16 protein-coding genes are annotated in these 18,381 nt (G+C 71.9%); 10 read left to right on the top strand and 6 right to left on the bottom strand.

Going from position 1 to position 18,381, the window contains the following annotated elements; all coding sequences use genetic code 11:
• The first annotated feature begins 354 nt into the window (after positions 1–354).
• The 3 genes from IEZ17_RS09435 to IEZ17_RS09425 all read left to right on the top strand — a co-directional run bounded on the left by IEZ17_RS09435 (position 355) and on the right by IEZ17_RS09425 (position 2,671).
• The gene (locus tag IEZ17_RS09435; protein ID WP_189298468.1) at positions 355–861 is read left to right on the top strand and encodes an Lsr2 family DNA-binding protein; all 507 of its coding nucleotides are present in this window, start codon (positions 355–357) and stop codon (positions 859–861) included.
• Between the two features lie 287 nt (positions 862–1,148).
• Positions 1,149–2,363 carry a hypothetical protein gene (locus IEZ17_RS09430; RefSeq protein WP_189298466.1) on the top strand — a complete coding sequence of 405 codons (1,215 nt, stop codon included), beginning with the start codon at positions 1,149–1,151 and terminating at the stop codon, positions 2,361–2,363.
• A complete protein-coding gene (locus tag IEZ17_RS09425) occupies positions 2,360–2,671 on the top strand; it encodes a hypothetical protein (RefSeq protein ID WP_189298464.1) in 312 nt (103 codons plus the stop codon). The genes IEZ17_RS09430 and IEZ17_RS09425 overlap by 4 nt, the downstream gene beginning before the upstream one ends.
• 167 nt (positions 2,672–2,838) lie before the next feature.
• Here IEZ17_RS09425 and IEZ17_RS09420 read toward each other — a convergent pair whose 3' ends face one another.
• Positions 2,839–3,489, bottom strand: coding sequence for a serine/threonine-protein kinase (locus IEZ17_RS09420; RefSeq protein WP_189298462.1), 651 nt, complete (start codon positions 3,487–3,489; stop codon positions 2,839–2,841).
• A gap of 1 nt (position 3,490) precedes the next feature.
• Between IEZ17_RS09420 and IEZ17_RS42175 the strand changes: the two genes are divergently transcribed.
• Both IEZ17_RS42175 and IEZ17_RS42170 read left to right on the top strand, forming a co-directional pair.
• A complete protein-coding gene (locus tag IEZ17_RS42175; RefSeq protein ID WP_229852102.1) occupies positions 3,491–4,045 on the top strand; it encodes a sensor histidine kinase in 555 nt (184 codons plus the stop codon).
• A complete protein-coding gene (locus IEZ17_RS42170) occupies positions 4,042–4,314 on the top strand; it encodes a sensor histidine kinase (RefSeq protein WP_229852129.1) in 273 nt (90 codons plus the stop codon). Before IEZ17_RS42175 ends, IEZ17_RS42170 begins: the two co-directional genes overlap by 4 nt.
• Positions 4,315–4,558: 244 nt before the next feature.
• Here IEZ17_RS42170 and IEZ17_RS09410 read toward each other — a convergent pair whose 3' ends face one another.
• Complete coding sequence (locus IEZ17_RS09410; protein WP_189298460.1) at positions 4,559–5,275, bottom strand: hypothetical protein; 717 nt, start codon at positions 5,273–5,275, stop codon at positions 4,559–4,561.
• A 747-nt stretch (positions 5,276–6,022) separates the two neighbouring features.
• Here IEZ17_RS09410 and IEZ17_RS09405 point away from each other — a divergent pair.
• From IEZ17_RS09405 to IEZ17_RS09390, 4 genes are all read left to right on the top strand, one after another.
• Positions 6,023–6,862, top strand: coding sequence for a class I SAM-dependent methyltransferase (locus tag IEZ17_RS09405; RefSeq protein WP_189298458.1), 840 nt, complete (start codon positions 6,023–6,025; stop codon positions 6,860–6,862).
• A 37-nt stretch (positions 6,863–6,899) separates the two neighbouring features.
• On the top strand, positions 6,900–8,588 hold the full coding sequence (locus IEZ17_RS09400) for a carbamoyltransferase C-terminal domain-containing protein (protein ID WP_189298456.1): 1,689 nt from the start codon (positions 6,900–6,902) through the stop codon (positions 8,586–8,588).
• 136 nt (positions 8,589–8,724) lie between these two features.
• The gene (locus tag IEZ17_RS09395; RefSeq protein ID WP_189298455.1) at positions 8,725–9,723 is read left to right on the top strand and encodes a phosphotransferase; all 999 of its coding nucleotides are present in this window, start codon (positions 8,725–8,727) and stop codon (positions 9,721–9,723) included.
• On the top strand, positions 9,711–10,640 hold the full coding sequence (locus IEZ17_RS09390; RefSeq protein WP_229852101.1) for a glycosyltransferase family 2 protein: 930 nt from the start codon (positions 9,711–9,713) through the stop codon (positions 10,638–10,640). The genes IEZ17_RS09395 and IEZ17_RS09390 overlap by 13 nt, the downstream gene beginning before the upstream one ends.
• On the opposite strand, the gene IEZ17_RS09385 is transcribed toward IEZ17_RS09390, so the two are convergent.
• Positions 10,619–11,752, bottom strand: a complete 1,134-nt coding sequence (locus tag IEZ17_RS09385; protein ID WP_189298452.1) for a hypothetical protein — start codon at positions 11,750–11,752, stop codon at positions 10,619–10,621. The two genes, IEZ17_RS09390 and IEZ17_RS09385, sit on opposite strands and share 22 nt — an antisense overlap.
• Positions 11,753–12,236: 484 nt before the next feature.
• Complete coding sequence (locus tag IEZ17_RS09380) at positions 12,237–13,559, bottom strand: Rossmann-fold NAD(P)-binding domain-containing protein (RefSeq protein WP_229852128.1); 1,323 nt, start codon at positions 13,557–13,559, stop codon at positions 12,237–12,239.
• A gap of 211 nt (positions 13,560–13,770) precedes the next feature.
• Here IEZ17_RS09380 and IEZ17_RS09375 point away from each other — a divergent pair, with 211 nt between their 5' ends.
• On the top strand, positions 13,771–14,541 hold the full coding sequence (locus IEZ17_RS09375) for a TetR/AcrR family transcriptional regulator (protein WP_189298448.1): 771 nt from the start codon (positions 13,771–13,773) through the stop codon (positions 14,539–14,541).
• Positions 14,542–14,754: 213 nt separating this feature from the next.
• Here IEZ17_RS09375 and IEZ17_RS09370 read toward each other — a convergent pair whose 3' ends face one another.
• Positions 14,755–15,894: a rod shape-determining protein gene (locus IEZ17_RS09370; RefSeq protein WP_189298446.1), complete on the bottom strand. Its 1,140-nt coding sequence runs from the start codon at positions 15,892–15,894 to the stop codon at positions 14,755–14,757.
• A 164-nt stretch (positions 15,895–16,058) separates the two neighbouring features.
• Positions 16,059–18,173 (bottom strand): FUSC family protein, encoded by a 2,115-nt coding sequence (locus IEZ17_RS09365; RefSeq protein WP_189298444.1) that lies wholly within the window; start codon positions 18,171–18,173, stop codon positions 16,059–16,061.
• Between the last annotated feature and the right edge of the window lie 208 nt (positions 18,174–18,381).

Below are 18,381 nucleotides of genomic sequence, written 5' to 3'. Positions count from 1 at the left end.
GCCCGATTCGCCACGAGATCGACGACGCCAGCACCTTCGCCAAGCACCTTGTCGTGCACCCAACGCCCTTCACCACCGACGAGCCCGGCACCGATGGTGCCTCCATCCAGGCCGTCTACAACGAACTCGCCCACCATGGTGACCGCAACCAGCTGATCGCGGCGGACATCGCCGATGCCTTCCGGCGCGGCCGGTGCAGCCTGGCACTGACCAACCGCGTCGAACACCTCCACCAGCCCACCGAAGCCCTCGTACCGCACAGCATCGCCCCGCTCGTCCTCCACGGCGGCATGCCGCCGGCCGAGCGCGCCCGGGTTCGCGCAGTCCTGGCCGAGGAGAGCGACAACACCGTTGGTGCTGCTGGCCATCGACAAACTCGCTGGCGAAGGCTTCGACGCACCGCGGCTCGACACCCTCTTCCTGACCGACCCCATCTCTTTCAAAGGGCGCGTCATCCAGCAAGTCGGCCGGATCATGCGCAACACCGAGGCGAGGAAGTCCCACGTCGAGGCCCACGATTACCTTGACGCCGACGTCCCCCTGTTGGAGCGCATGCACCACAAACGCCGCCGTATCCTCGAACGCCGCGGCTTCACCACGACCAGTCCTGAGAACCCGCCGCCCACGCTGCCTCCCCCACCTGTCCCTGCCACCCGGAAGTCGCAGACCGCGATGCCCGCGCCGAGCGTGGCCGTGGTCCGGGCCTGGGCCCGAAGCCAGGGCATGGACGTACCGCTCCGAGGCAGGCTTCGCGCGGAGATCTGGAATGCCTGGCAGGCCGCCGTCCCTCAGGGAAGTAGCGTGAACGCGGGCTGTGGCACGGTCGGGACCGCTCCAGAAGGCTCTGGGGACGTACGGTGATCCCGCCTTGAGAGAAAAGCCCCCATAATCTCGGTGGCCGGTCACCGGTGATGTGGCCGAGCACTATCCGCATGACGCCGGCAGGTACATTCCTCGGCCATCCGCCTCGCGCCCCTGCCCTCCTCTGCCAGACTCGTAGGCATGCCGAAGAGTCGCCCTCGCGAGTCCGGCGTCGGCAGAAGCCTCGTTCGGCCCTGGCCACGCATGGCGTCGGCCTGGCCGATCGTCAGGTCGCTGATGTCAACGGCTCGCGACAGCGAGCACAACACAGAGAACAGGCAGAAGAAGTGGGACGGAGCGATTCCTCGACGGTGATCCCCCAGGTCGAGCGACTGGTGACACGGAGCGGGGATCTCAAGAGCGAGCTGGTGGCCTTCGCGCAGAGCCCGCGGTTCGCCAGGCGACTGGATGCCCGGCTCGCTGACGCCGCCGACCGGCTCGGCTTCCTCGACGAGACGACCGCCGTCCAGACGATCGACCACTTCGCGCTGCAACACCGGCTGGCAGACGGCTCCACCGTCGTCGAACGGTTCGTGGCCCAGCGGCTGCCGCCGCTGCCGGAGGACGAACGCACGATGCTGCTCGGCTGGCGCGACGTGGTCGAGGGCGTCTTCGAGGTGCAGCGGCTGGACCACGGCGCCGCCGTCCTGCACAACCTGCTCGACGATCTCGCCTATCGGACCCACTCCAACATGGGGCGCCGTGCTCTTCGGAAACTCCGCAAGGGAATGTTCGCCGTCGCCCGCATCGTGCCCATCCATCCGGACACCGACGACTGGCTGGTCAGCGGTGGCCTCACCACCTACCCGTCCGGTGACGGAACAGAGCTGGCGCAGATCGCCGCCGAAACCCTCGCGGCCAATCCGCAGCTGCTGCGCCGCAATCCCGAAATGCTGCAAAGGGCCTGGGACATGCAAGCCGAGGCCCGCGCCGACTTCATCGAGCACTTCGGCACCGACCTGCTCGTACTCGAACCAGGCCAGGCACAGGAACGACTGCGGGAGTACCACCAGTACCGGCAGGAGAAGACACTCGCCGGACTCGGCGACGAAGCCGCCGATCAGGCCAGGAACAGCGGGCCCCAACCTGACGAACTCAGCAGCCTGCCGGAGGAACTCATCGACGCGGAAACCGTCGCCGTGATCTACGACAAGGTCGAAGGGCTCTGCTATTACGCCGACTTCGGTCGCCTCGATGCACTGTTCGGCGATCCAGCCCTGGCCCGTGACCGCGCGTACTTGGCACGCCTGCGGGAGTACCTGAACGACGACTCGGTCTCCCCCATGGTCATCCGCCGCCTTGTCCAACGGAACCCCGGCGGAGCCGATGCCGTCTTCCGCACGCTCCTGCGCAAGCCTGCCTTCACCTGGGAACGGGACGGCGAAGCGCTGCTGCGCCAGCGCAAGAAGCGCCACTGCGAGCACGAGCCCCTGCCCAGCATCAGCCCGGTCGGTACCCGCCTCGCCGAACTCCTCCGCGCAGGAAGGCCGAGTACGTCATGAAAAACCTCACCACGGCCGAACTCGACGCCATGGTCGCCGAGGCGACCGTCGACGCCTACGACGAGTACGAACAGCTCGACGCACTCCACGCGGCCATCGACGAGCACCTGGCCCTCCCGTTCGACACCACCGTCCTGGGCGTCACGGTCACCGTCACCGCCGTCCAACTGCGGCCCGGCAGCGGCATCGTCGCTCTCTGCAAACGCGGCCGGCACCGCCAGGTGATCGGTGTCCTCGACCTGCCACGGCCCGAACCCACGCCTCAAGGATGGACGTGGGTGGAGGCATACCGGCACTGGGTACCCTGAGCCCCTGGGACGGACCAAACCCGTCTCCCTGTTACTGCCAGGCACGGGCCAGGTCTTCGGGCCCCCAGGCCACGACGCCGGACAGTCGGGGCGAGAACGGTGGTGCGACCAAGCCCAACGGCCCTGCCACGACGGCAACATCGCCGAAATGGTCCGTATCGACCAGATCACCATGGGCGCACAGCAACGGCAGAAGGCTTCCGGCCAGTCCCAACGCAGATGCGGTGGAAGGACGGAGCGCCGTGCGGAGCCGGCGGAGGACGGCAGCACGGCGAGAGCGCGCCGCGGCCGGGGGGAGCGGCGCGTCCGCCTGCATCGTCGGAGCCGATGCGGCGCCGAGCGCGTCGGTCAGCGCGGTACGCATCGCCGCCGCGTCCTCGAAGCGCTCCGCCGGGTCCTAGCGCAGAGCCCGCGCGACCACCGCCGCCACCGCGGGGGGGTATCTGCGGGCGGAGCCGGGTGAGGGGCACCGGCTCGGTGGACAGATGGTGGTGCATCACGGCGAACGGTGAATCGGCCTGGAACGGCGGGGCCCCGGTGAGCAGTTCGTACAGCAGGCACCCCATGGCGTACAGGTCCGCCCGGTGGTCGATCTCCACCCCGCTGATCTGCTCCGGGGACAGGTAGGCGGGAGTGCCGGGGGCCACCCCGCTGCCCGTGAGACGGGTGGCGGCTTCGGCGAGGGCCTTGGCGATGCCGAAATCCAGCACCTTCACCGTGGTGGGGCCGGTGAGCATGATGTTCGACGGTTTGATGTCCCGGTGCACGATGCCGTGTTGGTGGCTGTGGTCCAGGGCGTCGAGCACTTCGCACGCCACGGTGACCGCCTGGGTGACCGACAGCGGGGCGGTACGCGGCGCATCGGCGACCGACACCGCCGACGACCAGAAGTCCCACCGCGAGCTGACGCTCCTGCTCGCCACCGGCTGCGCGGTGCTGCTCTCCCTGTCCGCCGTCGCCGGCCACCTGATCTCCGGCCGAGCCATCCGCCCCGCCCTGAACGCGATGCAGCAGCAGGAAGCCTTCCTCGCCGACGCCGCCCACGACCTGCGCACCCCCGTCGCGTCGCTGCGCCTCCTCGCCGAAACCGCCATGAGCGACGACACCTCACGCACCACCGCACTGGAACGCACCGTGCGCCTGGCCACCCGCATGGGCGACCTCATCGACGGCCTGCTCACCCGCGCCCGCCTCACCGCCGGCGTCGCCACCCTTGCCCGCGAACCACTGCGCCTCGACCAGTTCGTCGAGGCCGTCGTCGACGAGACCCCCACCGACGGACACCGGATCACCGTCGATGCCGAGCCGGTCGTGGTCGACGCCGACCCGGACCTGCTGCGCCGTGCCGTCACCAACCTGTTCACCAACGCCTGACGCACGGGCACGCGGCGGGCCGGCCCGCCGAGATCGCACTGAACGTCACCCCCGACGGCGTACTCACCATCGATGACGCGGGCCCCGGAATACCGCCCGACCTGGCCGACTCGCTCTTCGACCGCTTCCACAGCGGCTCCGGCTCCACCGGCCTCGGCCTGTCCCTCGCCTCCTGGGTCGCCCAGGCCCACGGCGGCACGCTCATCGCGACCGGCAGCCCCCTCGGCGGCGCCCGCTTCACCCTCCGGCTGCCCACGCACAACAGGTAGGGCCTCACCCGCGATTGCCATCGCCCGCCATCGGCACGACCTCGGAGGCACTCGCGCGAGCCGGACGGGTCACGGGGCACGTCGGCCGTGCCCAGGCCCGCCTTCTCGCCTTCCCGCCTTGGTCGAACAGGACCTTGTACGGCCGAGGATCCCGGCGGAGAGGTGACCGCCGGGATCCTGTGGTCGCGTGACCATGCCGCGTCGACTGCGGGGGACGTGGGCAGGAGGCCCGCAGGTGCGAGGTTCAGCTGATGGCGCTCAGGGGCGGGCAGGTGCGGTGTCGTACCCAGGCGGCACCGGCCGCGACGGCGCCGATCATTGCGACCAGCGCGATCGGGAAGGTGAAGAGGAGCTGGTAATACCCCACCTCGGATGCCCCGAGGATGCCGATCGCCCAGCCCAGCAGGGCCGCTGCGACGAGGATGACGGGGAGGGCCTTGGTCGTGGCCCGCACGGTCGCGTCGCGGGCGGGGTCGAGCGGGCGCCGCAGGCTCTCGGCCACGGCACGCCGGACGAAGAAGAACGCGGTGACCAGGCATGCGACCCAGCCCACCCACATCAACGGAACGCCGGGATCGGGGAACCTGCGCACGTCCCGCAGCACATGCCCGCCGAGCGTGGTGGTCACCGATGCGCTGCTGGGGTCGAGGAAGTGGGACCAGGACACCCACCAGAAGAGGAGCGCGGCAAGGGCGGGAATCGCGGCGCCCGTGGCCGCCGCGAAGGCGGTCTCCTTCAGGCGTCGGTGCGAGGACAGCAGACCGCGTTCGCCCGCCCAGGAGGTGGCCAGCGCCTCGATGTCACCGCCGATGCAGTCGGCGACCGACCGGCCGTCGCCGGCGGCGGCGGTCAGATCCGCTGCCGGCTCTTCAGCCATTTCCTCGGCCGCGTCCTGTTCGACTCCGAGGCGGCGCCACGTCTCCATGGCCTGGTGAATCCCGTTCTCGACCGTCAGTGTCATGATTCTTCCCGCGCAGCCTGGGTGATGAGAGAGCCGATGCTCGTGGCGAATTCGCTCCAGTCACGGCTCCACGACCGGAGCATCTGCATGCCTGCTTCGCTGGGCCTGTAATAGGTCCGGGCGGGGCCCCCGCCTCCACTGCGGCGTTCGACCTCCACCAGCCGGTCGGCGGGCGGTGTCGGTGGGCCGGCGGTGTCGGTGCATTCGGCGGCGGTCCGCACGTCTCGCTCGCAGCGGCCGGGCATGCGGTATCGGCTTCGGTGGCGACGGGCGGGGGCGTGCCGGGGAGAACTCCCTTTGTCCCACCCCTGACCGGCACACCCGCCGAAGCCTCGTGGGACCCGAGCCTGTCCCCGCGCTCACCGAACTCGGCGTGCCCATCGAGAAGGAGACCGTCCTCGACTCCTTGCCGGCCGACCTCGCACCCACACGCCGCGGACAAGACGAACGCGCTCGTTGTACTGAGCCATGCGGGCTTCGACGGCGTCGAAGACGTGGGGAGTGCCCGGAGGAGCCATGGCTCACCTCGGCGTCGGATCCGTGAAGACGTCCGTCGTGGGCAGGGCAGGAACAGAGCGGGCATCCGGCGAGTTCGCATCCGGCCGGTCCGGGATGGGTGCGCGGAATTGGGGATCCGGCCATCGCGGAACAGGATTCGGCCAGTGTCATGCGCCGTGGACTACGACCCCAGGCCAAGGGTAGCTTGGCGGGGCGTCGTTCGACTGGATCACCGGCATAAGGAGACCATTGGAACGGAAAGCGCGATTCCGTGAACTGGTCCTGGGAATTGAGGGCCTGGCCCTCCTTCGCCAGGCGACCGACGGTGATGAAGCATTCCTGCGGGCCCGTGTGGACGAGATCCGGGAATTCGTCAACAAGCCTTCATCCGGGGGCGGGAAGCCACTGGACGAACTCGATCCGGCCGCCGGATACGCGACGTGGGCCTCGATCTACGATTCGCTGCCCAATGCGTTCATCGCGGTCGAGCAGCCGGTCGTCCACCGGCTCGTCGAGCGGAGTCCGGCAGGTGTCGCGCTGGACGCCGCGTGCGGGACGGGTCGGCACACCGGCGCCCTCGTCGCCCGCGGGCACCGGGCCATCGGCGTGGACCAGTCGCCCGAGATGCTGTCGGTCGCGCGCGACAAGGTGCCCGCAGCCGAGTTCCGCGCCGGCGACCTGGAGAAGCTGCCGGTCGATGACGGCTCCGTCGACCTCGCGCTCTGCGCGCTCGCCCTCACGCATCTGGCCGATCTCCGCCCCGGCGTCCGGGAATTGGCGCGGACGCTGCGCCCCGGCGGCCGGCTGATCATTTCCGATCTGCACCCCATGATGGTTCTTCTCCAGGGGCAGGCGCCTTTTGTGTCCGGTCCCGGCCGGCTGGCCTTCGTGCGGAATCACGTCCACCTCACCGGGCAATATCTCACCGCATTCGCGGACGCCGGGCTCGTCGTCACATCCTGCACCGAGCCGCTGTTCAACGGGCAGCTCCCGCCGTCAGGTTTCGAGGAGCAGGTGGCCGAGGCGGCACGGGCCGCCTGGGACGGAATTCCGTCAGTCGTCGTCTGGGAACTCGAAAAACCGTTGTGAGCACGCTCTGTCTTCCTCATTGCGACCGGAGGCGTACGTGATAGTTCTCGGTTTGGTGGGCCGCCCCGACGTACCGCAGTGCCACGATGCCGCGGCATGTCTGGTCATCGACGGCAAAGTGGTCGGGGCACTGGAGCAGGAGCGGATCAGCCGCCGGCGGCATGCGGAGGGCGAGGGTCCGGAGGGTGCGGTCAGGGCCCTGCTGGATGCCCACGGCATCCACCCCTCGGAGGTCCAGGCCATCGGCTACGCATGGGCCGACGCGCCGGAGGGCGCGCTGACGCCGGAGACCGACATCCCCTGCGGGGTGCACGTCAGCGACCGGCTGACGGAGACCATCCTGCCCGGGCTCGCCGGTGAACTCGGCACGCGGGACATCGTCTTCTTCGACCACCACCTGTGCCACGCGGCGCAGGCGTACTACCTCAACCCGTACCGGTCGGCCGACATCCTGGTGGCCGACGGGTGGGGCGGGGACGGGTCGACCTCGCTGTTCCACGTGCAGGACGGCCGGTTCCGCCTGCTGGAGCGGTACGACCGGTGCTGGTCGCTCGGCGTGTTCTACGGGGCCGCATCCGCCTACGCCAACCTCGGCTGGTGGGGCGCGGGCAAGCTGATGGGGCTCAGCTCCTACGGGCGCACCAGCGATCTGCGCTTCATGACGTTCGACCCCGCGGACGCCTCGTTCCGCCTGGACCGCCGGCTCAAGGGCTCGCTGGCGACGGCGCGTGACTGGGGCCGTCTGGGAGACCAGTGGCTGGAGACCTTCGCGGCGAGCTGCTTCCCGCACACGGACTCCTCGGGTAACGCCTTCGACTACGCGCCGTTCGCCGCCGATGTGCAGCTCACGGTCGAGGAACTCGGCCTGGACCTGGCCGGAAGGCTGCGCCGGCTGTCCGGTGAGGAAACGCTCCTGCTGTCCGGTGGCGTCGCGCTCAACGCGCACATGAACCGCCGGCTGGCCCGCGAGAGCGGGTACGGGCGCGTCTCGGGCACCGTCGCGCCCAACGACGGCGGGACGGTCTTCGGCGCGGCGATGCTGGCCGAGGCCCTGCTGGGGAAGGCTCCCGAGCCGCTGTCCGCCGACGAGGAGCCGCCGATCTTCTTCGGGCCGGACGTGTCCACGAAGGCGATCGAGGAGGCGCTGGTCCGGAGCGGCATGACGGCACAGGCGCGGGAACCGGGGGCCTTGCGGGCGGAGGTCGCCGGGGCCGTCGACCGCGGGCAGGTGGTGGCCTGGTTCGACGGCCGCAACGAGTTCGGCCCGCGGGCGCTGGGGGCCCGCAGCCTGCTCGCGTCGCCTCGCGACCGGGCCACGCTCGACCGGCTGAACCGTGTGAAGAGCCGTCAGCCCTGGCGCCCGGCCGCGCTGTCGCTCACCGGGCAGGGCTTCGAGCAGCTGGGCATGGAGCCACCGGTGAGCGGCCTGAGCGACTACATGCTCTGCACCCACCGCGTCGGCGAAGCGGGCGTCGCCCGAGCGGTGGCCGGCGTCCACGTCGACCACACGACCCGGGCGCAGTACGTCCCTGACGCCGACGACGGCTTCGGCGCCCTGCTCGCCGCGGTCGGCGAGGAGACGGGGCTCCCCGCGGTCATCAACACCTCGCTCAACACCAAGGGGGAACCCATGGCCCTCGGCCCGGACCAGGCCCTCGACCTGATGGCCGGATGCGCGGACATCGACCTGCTGGCGATCCCGCCGTACGTGGTCCGGCGCGCCTGAGGCACCTCGGCGGCGGCCACCCGGGTCTCGCCGGTGGCCGCCGCCGTGCGCTGCTGATACGCACGGCATGTGCGGCACCGTGCGGTGCTGTGCGCGGGGGCGTGTGCGCGGGGACAACGAGCGAGGGAGGCGGGCGATGCTGGTGCCGAGTGCCGCCGAGGCGCGGCGCTGGGAGGTGACGGCGGCCGAGGTCCTCCACCGGGAGTGGGGGCTGCGGGCCGTGCCGGTCGCCTCGACCACGGGCTGGAACCACACGTGGCGGGTCGGCGGCTGCTGGCTCACCTGCCGCCCGGTGGCGGAAGGCGCCGCGTTCCGGCGGGAGACCGAGTTGTTCGGGCGGCTCAATCACTGCGCCGGGACGTCCGGGGTGCGGGCGCCGGTCGCCGTTCCCACGTCGGCGGGAGGACTGTGCGCCGAGGCGCGGGGCCACGTATGGCGGCTGACGGAGGAGCTCGCCGGTGAGACCCCTGCCGGATTCCACGAGGCCGACTACCCGCGGGCCGGCGAGGGCCTTGCCGCGCTGCACGTCCTCCTGGCCGGGATGGGTCCGCACGCCGCCGTGCGGACCCCGGGCCCGGTCGACCTCGCCGCCGCGCTGGTGGCCCGCGGCCTCCCCGGGCCCGCGGAGCTGCCGGGCCTGGCGCCGGAGGACCGGGACCGCCTCACCCTCGGCCTGCGGGCGGTCGAAGAGGGCCTGGCGTGCCTGAGGTCGGCGCCGCGGCAGCTGCTGCACGGTGATCCGGGGCTGCCGAACCTCCGTGTCGATCCGGCCAGTCGGAAGCTGATCGCCGTCCTGGACCTGGAGGCGGCATCCGTGGGGCCCGTGGAACACGACCTGGGATGCCTCGGCCTGTCCGCGTTCGCGCAACACGAGGACGACGGTATCGACGGCGTCGCGGCGCTCGCGTCCGCGGTGGCCGGCTACCGCCGCCGCGCCGGGCGCACCGTGAACGAGCGGGCCGTCTACCTCTTCATGCTGGCGACCGAGATCCGGCTGCTCCGCGAACTGCTGCTCGGAGCGCGGCCGGGGGAGAACCTGCACAGCGTCGTCCAATGGCAGTCGGACCACTACCGGAAGATCCTCGATGCCTGGTCACGACTCCGATTCCAGGGAGATCGCGCATGCCTGACGTGACGGTGGTCATTCCGCTGTACGGGACACACGAAGGCCGCGACAGCCTCCTCGCGGTCACCGCGGCATGGCTGGCCCAGGACGTGCCGTGCGAGGTCGTCGTGGCCACCGCGGGCGACATCCCGGTCACGGTCGCCGAGGATCGCGACGCGCACCGCAGAGTACGCGTGGTGCGCGCCGACGCACGCCTCGCAGCGCCGGGGCTGCTGCGCAACGCCGGTGCCGCACAGGCGCGTTCGCCCATGCTCTACCTCTCCGACGCCGATATCGCTCCGCTGGGCCGCGACTATCTGCGCCGGGCCCTGCGGCTGGCCACGGCAGGCCGGGCCTTCGCCCAGCCGTGGATGCACCGGCTGCTGGGCGGTCTGCGGGAAGGGGGCCCGCACGGACCGGTGGACTGCCGGCCGACGGGAACCGACCCGTTCTGCTTCGTACGGGCCGGCTCCGACGGCTCGTTGCGGCAGTGCGACGACGAACGGCTCCTCTGGGAGGAGCGGTCCTACGGCACACAGCGGTACCCGACCCCGCTGGTCTTCCCGCCGGCCGCCGGGCTGGCTCCGGGCACGCACGACGACTACCAGTGGCGGGCGCCGTACCACTGGGGCGCGCTGCTGCTGGCCCGCCGGACCTTCCTGGAGGTGGGGGGCTACTGCCCGCGGTATTTCGGCTGGGGAAGAGAGGACGACGATCTGCTCGTGAAGGCCGCTGCACGCGATCGGGTCGTACGGGGGTGGCGGGCCGAACCCTCCCTCGCCTGCCTGCACTTCGAGCACCCCTTGCCGTTCAGTGAGCCGTCCGGAGAATCGCCGGAGTGGAAGGCGAACGACGCTCTCTACGCCCGGCGGACCGCGGCGGGGGCGGACGCCATGATCGAGGAGGATCTGGCGGCCCGCCGGGATCACGGCCGAGAGGTGGAGTGACCGGCCTCCGCAGGCGCCGCCAGGGTGCGGCCGGCCCGCACCCCCGTCCAGGCGTACTCCGCCATCAGCCGAAACCGGTCCGCCGAGACGCGGTGCCGGACGGCCGGCGGCAGGCCGCCCACGCCGATGGTGGACACCGCGGTCGCCCTGATGCGTTCGCCGAGCCCGCCGAACGGGTCCTGCCCGGCGGGCGGGGCGAACTGCGGTGCGAGGGACGCGGCACGCCACCCCAGAAGGAGGCAGTGGATCCACAGTTCGTCCGCGTACGGGGAGCCGAAGTGCCGCGCCACGGCCGCTGCGGCATCCGCCGGGCGGTGGCCGCGGACCAGCTCCAGCACCTCGTCCGGGTCGAGACCGGCGGTGGGGAGGGCGTCGCGCCACAGGGCGTGCCCGCGGGTGCCGAGGGCTCCGTCCGGCCCCTCCACCCTCAGGTGTGCCGCGCCGCGCCGCATGTAGGGCAGGCAGTCCACGGATTCGAGGACGCGCCCTGAGCCGAGCAGGTCACCGACCCCGGCGGCGTTCACGAGGCATGCCGAGCGCCGCAGACCGTGCCAGGCATGGCCGGAGATGCTGTCGGTGTCGAGGTGCTCCACGACGTTGGGCACCGCCAGCAGCCCCATCCGCCCCGTCCTGCGCAGGAGTTCGGAGAGGATCTCGTCGTCGTGGACTTCCCCGCTCCCGCCGGCGTACCGGTGGAATGCCCCGGCCTGCGCGGCGGGCAGGCAGACCGCCTGTGTAGGGGTGAACTCCTCCGGGACCCCGCGGACCCAGGCGGCCCCTGCCAGGGCGGCCAACCGGACCGCCGCTCCGTTGCGCGAGTTCCAGTGCGTGTAGAAGGCGAGGGCCTCGGAGGGATGCCTCGCCACCGCGCGGGCCACCTGGGACAGGAATCCCGCCGCCGCGCTCACGTCGTCCTGGACCACCAGGTGGTGCGTGGCTCCCGGGGCGACCGCCTGCCACGCACACACGGCCGTACGCAGCGCCGAGGGCGCCTCATGCGGCGAGGGGTCCACCACCACGGTGTCGAGGCCGAGCCGGCGCGCCAGCCCCTCGGCACGCTCCCTGCGCCGCGGATGCGTCATCACCGCTGAACTGACATGCATGGTCGCCATATGTCCGGACGTCCTTTTGTTCGCCGACGGGTGCACCAGCAGAAGCACGGGAAGCAACGAGAGGAAGCGAGAGGAAACGAGAGGAACAGACGGTGCCGAAAGGCGAGTCGGGCTGCCTTACTGCGCCTTCCGGGACGGCAGATGTGCGCCCGGTACACGGGGGCCAGGCCGTTCGGTTCTCCTTCCGCCTCGGATTCCTGCGGGATTTCCCGCAGGCCAGGAAACGTAACGTCCGCCGGCACGGCCCGACCAGAGGTAATCGGGTCACAACGGCGCCCGGAAAGTACTCGGTTGGATTTCACGGCCCCGGCGCGGGGCGCGCACCGGGCAGCAGCGCCGCACCCGTCGCTCCGCATACGGGACAGCGTTCCGCCACGACGGGCCGAATGCCCCGGCCGGGCCGTCCGACCGGGCAGTTCGGGACGGGCAGTTCGATCCGGGCAGTGCGGGGCGGGGCACTCCGGCCGGGCCGTTCCGGCTGGTGCTACGGACGGGCCTGGCTCCGACCCGTTCGCGCCCCGGCCGGAGCAGTTGGGTGCGTGGACGTGGAGGACGGGTGGGCGTAGTCGTCGAGTGTGATGTTCGCGGATATCTCGTGGGCCTGTCCCAGCATGGCGGTGAGGGCGGCCGGGTCGTTGAGCACGGCGTTGCGGGCGTCCATCGCCTCCTGGGTGGCCGGAGCCAGGAATTCGCCGGTTCCCCGGCCGCCTTCCTGGCACTGCGTCACATAGGGCCGCAGCTTCTGCTCGTAGCGGGTGAAGGCCTGCCGGTGGTCGCCGTTGGCCGCGGCCAGTTCGCCGGCGAGGACATAGGCACCGACGATGGCCGATCCGGTGCCCATGCCGCCGACCGTGGCGCCGTAGGCCGCATCGCCGAGGAGGGCTATCCGGCCGGTCGACCAACTCGGCACATCGACACGGCTGATGGCGTCGAAGTAGAGCTCGTCGGCATCCCGGACGGTCTCGATCAGTTCCGGGGTCCGCCAGCCCGCTCCCTTGTACGCCTGGAGTATCGCCTCCTTCTGGGACCGCGGGTCGCGTCGGTCGTAGCTCAGCCCCTCGGAAGCGAAGACGCAGAAGGTCTCGCCCCGGTACCCCGGTTCGCCGGCGCGGCGGGGCACTCGGCCCACGGTTGCCAGCCGGCCCGGTTCGCCGTAGCCCACCGGGCGGGCGGCGAGGTCCGGGGCGGCGCCGGGGGGCAGGTCCCAGCCGGCGACGTAGTAGCCGAGGTGGCTGACGAATTCCTCCTCGGGGCCGAAGGCGAGCCGGCGCACGGTGGAGTGCAGGCCGTCGGCACCGATGACGAGGTCGAAGGTGCGGGGCGCGCCGCGCTCGAAGGTGACGTGGACGCCGTCGGCGGTTTCGGTGAGGGAGCGGATGGAGTCGCCGAAGAGGTATGCGGTGGTGCCGGATGTGGCGGATGTGTCCGGCTTGCTGGTTGCTTCGGGGGCTCCGGGATCCCCGGTGGCGCCTTCGGGGGTGGGGCGGGAGTGGGCGTAGAGGATGCGGGAGAGTTCGGAGCGGAGGATTTCCACCTCGCCGGCGGCGAACTCCGCAGGCATGGCCGCCAGTTGGCGCCCCTGGTCATCGATGAAGGTCATCGGGCTGCCGCCGGTGCGGCGCTGCTTGATCTTGTCGAGGACACCCATCCGCTCCAGCACCGTCAGATGGGCGGAGCCGCGGAAGTCCACCGCGAAGCCGCCGCCGCGGAGGGCGGGGGCCAGCTCGATCACGGTGGGGCGGTAGCCGTACCGGGCGAGCCAGTAGGCGAGGGCCGGGCCGGCGACGCTGGCGCCGGAGATCAGCACCGTGGGTGCGGTCCCGCCGCCGGTCGCGGCGCCGGTCGCGGCGCCGGTCGCGGCGCTCGTGGTCGCGCTCGTGGTCGCGCTCGTGGTCGTGGTCGTTGCTTCGTACGTCATTGCATGCTCCCCCGTCGGGTCGGTCCGTCATGGCGACATAGAAACTGTATCCGCTGGACACAGAAAAGTATACAGGTGGACACAGTTTTAGGATTCGAGGGTGGCTGGAGACGAGAAGAGCAGTGCGTTCGGGGAGCAGGCAGGCAGCGTCGAGCTGCTGTGGGGCGGGCGGGAGCGGCCGAGCCGCGGCCCCAAACCGGCGCTGAGCCTGGAGCGGATCACGCGGGCGGCCATCGCGCTCGCCGATGCCGGGGGGCTCGGTGCGCTGTCCATGCAACGGGTCGCGGCGGAGCTGGACTTCACCAAGATGTCCTTGTACCGGTACGTCCCGGGCAAGACGGAGCTGGTCGCGCTCATGATCGACATGGCGATGGGGGAACCGCCGCGGCCGGCGGCTGCCGCGGCCGGCGACTGGCGGGGGGCGCTGCGGGAGTGGGCCGAGGCGCTTGCCAGGGTCTTCCACCGGCACCCGTGGCTGCTGAACGCCGCTGTCGGGCCGCGCGTCATGGGGCCCAACGAGCTGGGCTGGACGGAGCGCGCGCTGGCCGCGCTTGCGGAGACCGGGCTGACCGGGGGTGAGCAGCTGGATGCCGTGGTACTGGTCAGCGGGCACATCCGGAACATCGCCCAGGTGTCGGCCTCGATGGGCCTGGGCAGCGCCCGGGCGAAGGAGCCGGAGGCCGTGATGAGCGCGGCGCTGAACGAGTTGCTCGTCGGGCGGTCCGAGCAGTTCCCGGCGGTGGCGGCGGCGATGGCGTCCACGGAGACCGGTGCGTCCCGCGATCAGGCGTGGGAGTTCGGGCTGGAGCGGATCCTGGACGGGCTGGCGGCGTACATGCCGCGGCGCGGCGGGGCGGCGGGGGCCGAGTAGGGCGCGCCCGCCGCCGCGCCCGCACGATCCCGGCCCCCACCGCACGGAAACGGGTGGGAAGGCGCCGCCGGCCCTACCGGCTGGCTCGCGGCGGCCGTCCCGCTACGGCCGTCCCACTACGGCCGCCTTCCGGCTTCCGGCTTCCGGCTTCCGGCTTCCGGCTTCCGGCTTCCGGCGACCGGCTCCCCTGTAGCAGCCCCGTCAACCGCCGTACTACAGCCGCACGGTCTTCCGGGGCTGGTCCATGGCGCCCGTCAGGAGGCCGTGCAGGGTGGCGAATTCGTCGACGCACTTGGCGGTGCCGTTGACCACGCAGTCCAGGGGCGCGTCGGCGACCACCACCGGGACACCCGTCTCCAGGCGGAGCCGGCGGTCGAGGCCGCGGAGGAGCGCACCGCCGCCGGTGAGGGCGATGCCGCGTTCGATGATGTCGCCGGAGAGTTCCGGCGGGCATTCGTCGAGGGTGCGGTGGACGGCACGGACGATGGCGTCGACCGGGTCGGCCAGCGCGTCGCGGATCTCCTCGGCGGTGATCTCCTGGATGCGGGGCAGGCCGCTGAGGTGGTCGCGACCGCGGACCGTGTAGGAGGTGGGGCGAGCCGGTGCGGCCTCCGGATTGCCGTCCGGCCCGTCGGCGTCCGCGGCGTCTTCCGGATACGCGGCGGCAGCCTCGGCGTGGCCGTCCGTCGGCGCCCAGGCCGCCGAACCGATGGCGATCTTGATGTCCTCGGCGGTGCGCTCGCCGATGGCGAGGGAGTGCTGCTTCTTGATGTGACCGGAGATCGCGGCGTCCATCGCGTCCCCGGCGACCCGTACGGACTGGGCGGTGACCAGGCCGCCCATGGAGATGACCGCGACCTCCGTGGTGCCGCCGCCGATGTCGACCACCATGCAGCCGACGGGTTCGTCCACGGGGAGGCCCGCGCCGATCGCGGCGGCCATCGGCTCCTCTATGAGGTGGACTTCGCGGGCGCCAGCGCCGCGCGCCGAGTCGATGACCGCGCGCCGTTCGACGCCCGTGATGCCGGAGGGGACGCAGATGACGACTCGGGGCCGGGAGAAGCGGCGGCTGGGCAGGGCCTTCTTCATCAGGGCACGCAGCATCTGCTCGGCGGCGTCGAAGTCCGCTATGACGCCTTCCCTCAGGGGGCGCATCGCGGTGATCCCGGAGGGCGTGCGGCCGATGGTGCGTTTGGCCTCGGAGCCGACGGCGATGATCTCGCCGGTGGCGTTGACGGCCACCACGGACGGTTCGTTCAGCACCACGCCCTTGCCGCGGGCGTAGACGAGGGTGTTGGCGGTGCCGAGGTCGATGCCTATGTCGTACGTACCGGACGAAGTGCTGGACGCCATGGGGAGTTCGCTTGCTCTCTCTCGGGAGGACGTTGCGCCGCAGACAGCGTCATCGGCCTGACAAGGACGCCGACCTAACAAAGACGCTCATTACGGGCAATTATCTAGACTACTGGGGACGGTGAATGGTTCCTGCGGGGGCGTGGTGAAGCTGTCGCGGCGGGTCAGCTCAGGTCGCCGTCGGGGGCGGCGCGGGCCGCACCGTGCGCGCCGCCGGGACCGCCGGAGAGCGCCTCGGCCAGGTCGTCGAGGGCGTCCAGGAGCAGTTCGGCGGCGCGTACGGCGACGCCTTCGTGGCCGCCCTCGGCGTTCCACCGCTCCCAGACGGCGTGCGGTCCGCTCCAGTCGAGCGGGGCGCCGTCGCGTACCGCCCGGGCGGCGCTCTCCAGGGCGGGGGGCAGCGCGGCGGCGAACGCGGCGGCGCCGGGCGAGGGTTCGGCGTCCTTGCCGGGGAGGTGGGCCTCTCCGATCATCGTGACCCGGCCCATCGTGGCGAGCGCGGCGCTGGCGGCGTTCGCCGCGCGGAGCGAGAGGCCGCGGTGGCGTACCGGCTCCTTCTCGGCGCGGGCCGCGCTCTCCTCCCAGGCGGCGCGGGCGGCGCGGGCGTCCAGGAGAGCCTCGCGGACCTGCCGGGGGCGGCGCTCGGCGGGCCGGGCGTGGCCGTCGAAGACGGCGCGGGCGTAACGGCCGTTGGTGACCAGCCAGTCGGCGAGGCGGTCGCGGAGCCTGGGGGTCTCCCAGGCCGGGAAGAGGGCGTACGAGAGCATCGCGAGCAGTCCGCCGATGAGGGTGAGCACGATGCGTCCCTCGACGGTCTGCTGCCAGCCCTCGCCGATGATGCCGAGCAGGAAGACGACATACGCGGCGACGCAGGCCGAGGTCACCGAGAAGCCGGTGCGCATCAGCAGGTACATCAGGAACACGCAGAACACGGCGAGGGCGGCGCTGACGTAGGCGTCGGGGTGGGTGAGCGCCATCAGGGCGCCGCCGACGGAGACGCCGACGAGGGTGCCGCCGAAGCGGGCGAAGCCGCGGGAGTAGGTCTGGGCGAAGTCGGGGCGCATCACCATGACGGAGGTGAGCGGGGCCCAGTAGCCGTGGCCGAACGGGAGGGCGGTGCCCAGCAGATAGCCGGCGGCGGCGACCGCGGCGACCCGCAGTGCGTGCCGGAAGATGCGCGAGGACCAGCGCGCCTCGCGGTGCAGGGCCCGCAGGGCGACGGGGACGAGCCTGGGGACGCTGGGGCGCAGCAGGTGGCCGCGTTCGGCTTCGGTGGTGGGGCGGGTGGCCTGGACGGGCTCGTCGGTGAGTTCGACGGCGTCGGCCAGGAGGGAGATCAGGCGGTAGGCGGCGCGGCGGGCGGGGCCGTTGAGCATCGGGCCGGTGGCCGGCACTTCGAGGGCGGCCATCGCCTCGGGCGGCAGCCGGACCGGCCGGGCGTGCCGGACCGCGTGCGCGACGGCGTCCAGGACGGTCGCGGCGGCGCCCAACAGGTCGCGGGCGCGGTCGCGTTCGGGTCCTTCCAGGGGGGCGCCGACGACCGGGTCGGCGAGCGAGGCGAGGACCGGGCGGACGCGTTCGGCAAGGCCGCGGGGGCCGTGCAGCTGTACGGGGCGGCGCCTGGCCTGACGGGGCGTCACGGTGGAGGCGAGCCGGGCGTCCATGAGGGGCGCGGGGTCGAAGGGGGCCACCGGGTCGTGCCGCAGCCGGCGGGCGTAGTCGGCCTCGGCGGCGAGCGCGTCGGCGAGCGCGTCGCGCTGGGTGCCCCAGGGGCGTACCGGGAAGGCGACGATGAGGGCGGCCTGGACGAGGCCGCCGAAGAAGATCAGGGCGGCGTGCTGGAGGGCGCCCGGGACGGAGGTCGGGAGGGTGACGGTGACCAGCATGATCGCCACGGTCTGGGTGCCGGCCAGTCCGGAGACCGGGCCGATCGCCCACGCCATGCCGGCCAACAGCGTCCAGCCGGTGAGCAGCAGGACGAAGGCGACGACGTGGGAGGCGGCAAGATACCCGAAGAAGGTGGAGACCGCCAGCGCTCCGGCGACGGCGAGCGCAAGGACCGGTCGGGGCCTCATACTGCGTTGGAAGGTGACGATGCCGGAGGAGAACGCACCGAAGGCGGAGGAGACCGCCAGTTCCGGGCTGCCGCGCCACAGGCACAGGCCGATGACGACGGCGACGCCGGCCGTGCCGCGGACGGCGAGCAGCGGGGTGAGCTTGGCCCGCTCGACGGTCAGCCCGGAGCGGGCGGCCTCCTTCAGCGCACGCGACCAGGTCATGGCGTTGAGGATACGGTCCGGGACCTGGGGTGACGGGGTGTTCCGGCGTCGGGGTTTTTCCACCCGGCCGGGGGTGCGTACGGAGGTGAGCCGGCGGTGCATGAGGGTCCCCCGGGTGGGCCCGAGGGGCGCGCGGGGACGCATTCTGCGGTCCGAGTTGCGCCCCTGCCAGGAAAATCACGGTAAACCCGATCTCCGCTGAGCGTAA

The sequence above is a fragment of the Streptomyces albospinus genome (assembly GCF_014648695.1).
GTDB classification, from domain to species: Bacteria; Actinomycetota; Actinomycetes; order Streptomycetales; family Streptomycetaceae; genus Streptomyces; species Streptomyces albospinus.
Note: the sequence above shows the minus strand (reverse complement) of the source record. Positions and strands in the feature narration are given on the sequence as shown.

Excerpts from the sequence above, each read along its gene's own strand:
- IEZ17_RS09425 (WP_189298464.1), top strand. The coding sequence starts at position 2,360 with ATGAAAAACCTCACCACGGCCGAACTCGACGCCATGGTCGCCGAGGCG.
- IEZ17_RS09410 (WP_189298460.1), bottom strand. The coding sequence starts at position 5,275 with ATGACACTGACGGTCGAGAACGGGATTCACCAGGCCATGGAGACGTGG.
- IEZ17_RS09395 (WP_189298455.1), top strand. The coding sequence starts at position 8,725 with ATGCTGGTGCCGAGTGCCGCCGAGGCGCGGCGCTGGGAGGTGACGGCG.
- IEZ17_RS09390 (WP_229852101.1), top strand. The coding sequence starts at position 9,711 with ATGCCTGACGTGACGGTGGTCATTCCGCTGTACGGGACACACGAAGGC.
- IEZ17_RS09385 (WP_189298452.1), bottom strand. The coding sequence starts at position 11,752 with ATGGCGACCATGCATGTCAGTTCAGCGGTGATGACGCATCCGCGGCGC.
- IEZ17_RS09370 (WP_189298446.1), bottom strand. The coding sequence starts at position 15,894 with ATGGCGTCCAGCACTTCGTCCGGTACGTACGACATAGGCATCGACCTC.
- IEZ17_RS09365 (WP_189298444.1), bottom strand. The coding sequence starts at position 18,173 with ATGACCTGGTCGCGTGCGCTGAAGGAGGCCGCCCGCTCCGGGCTGACC.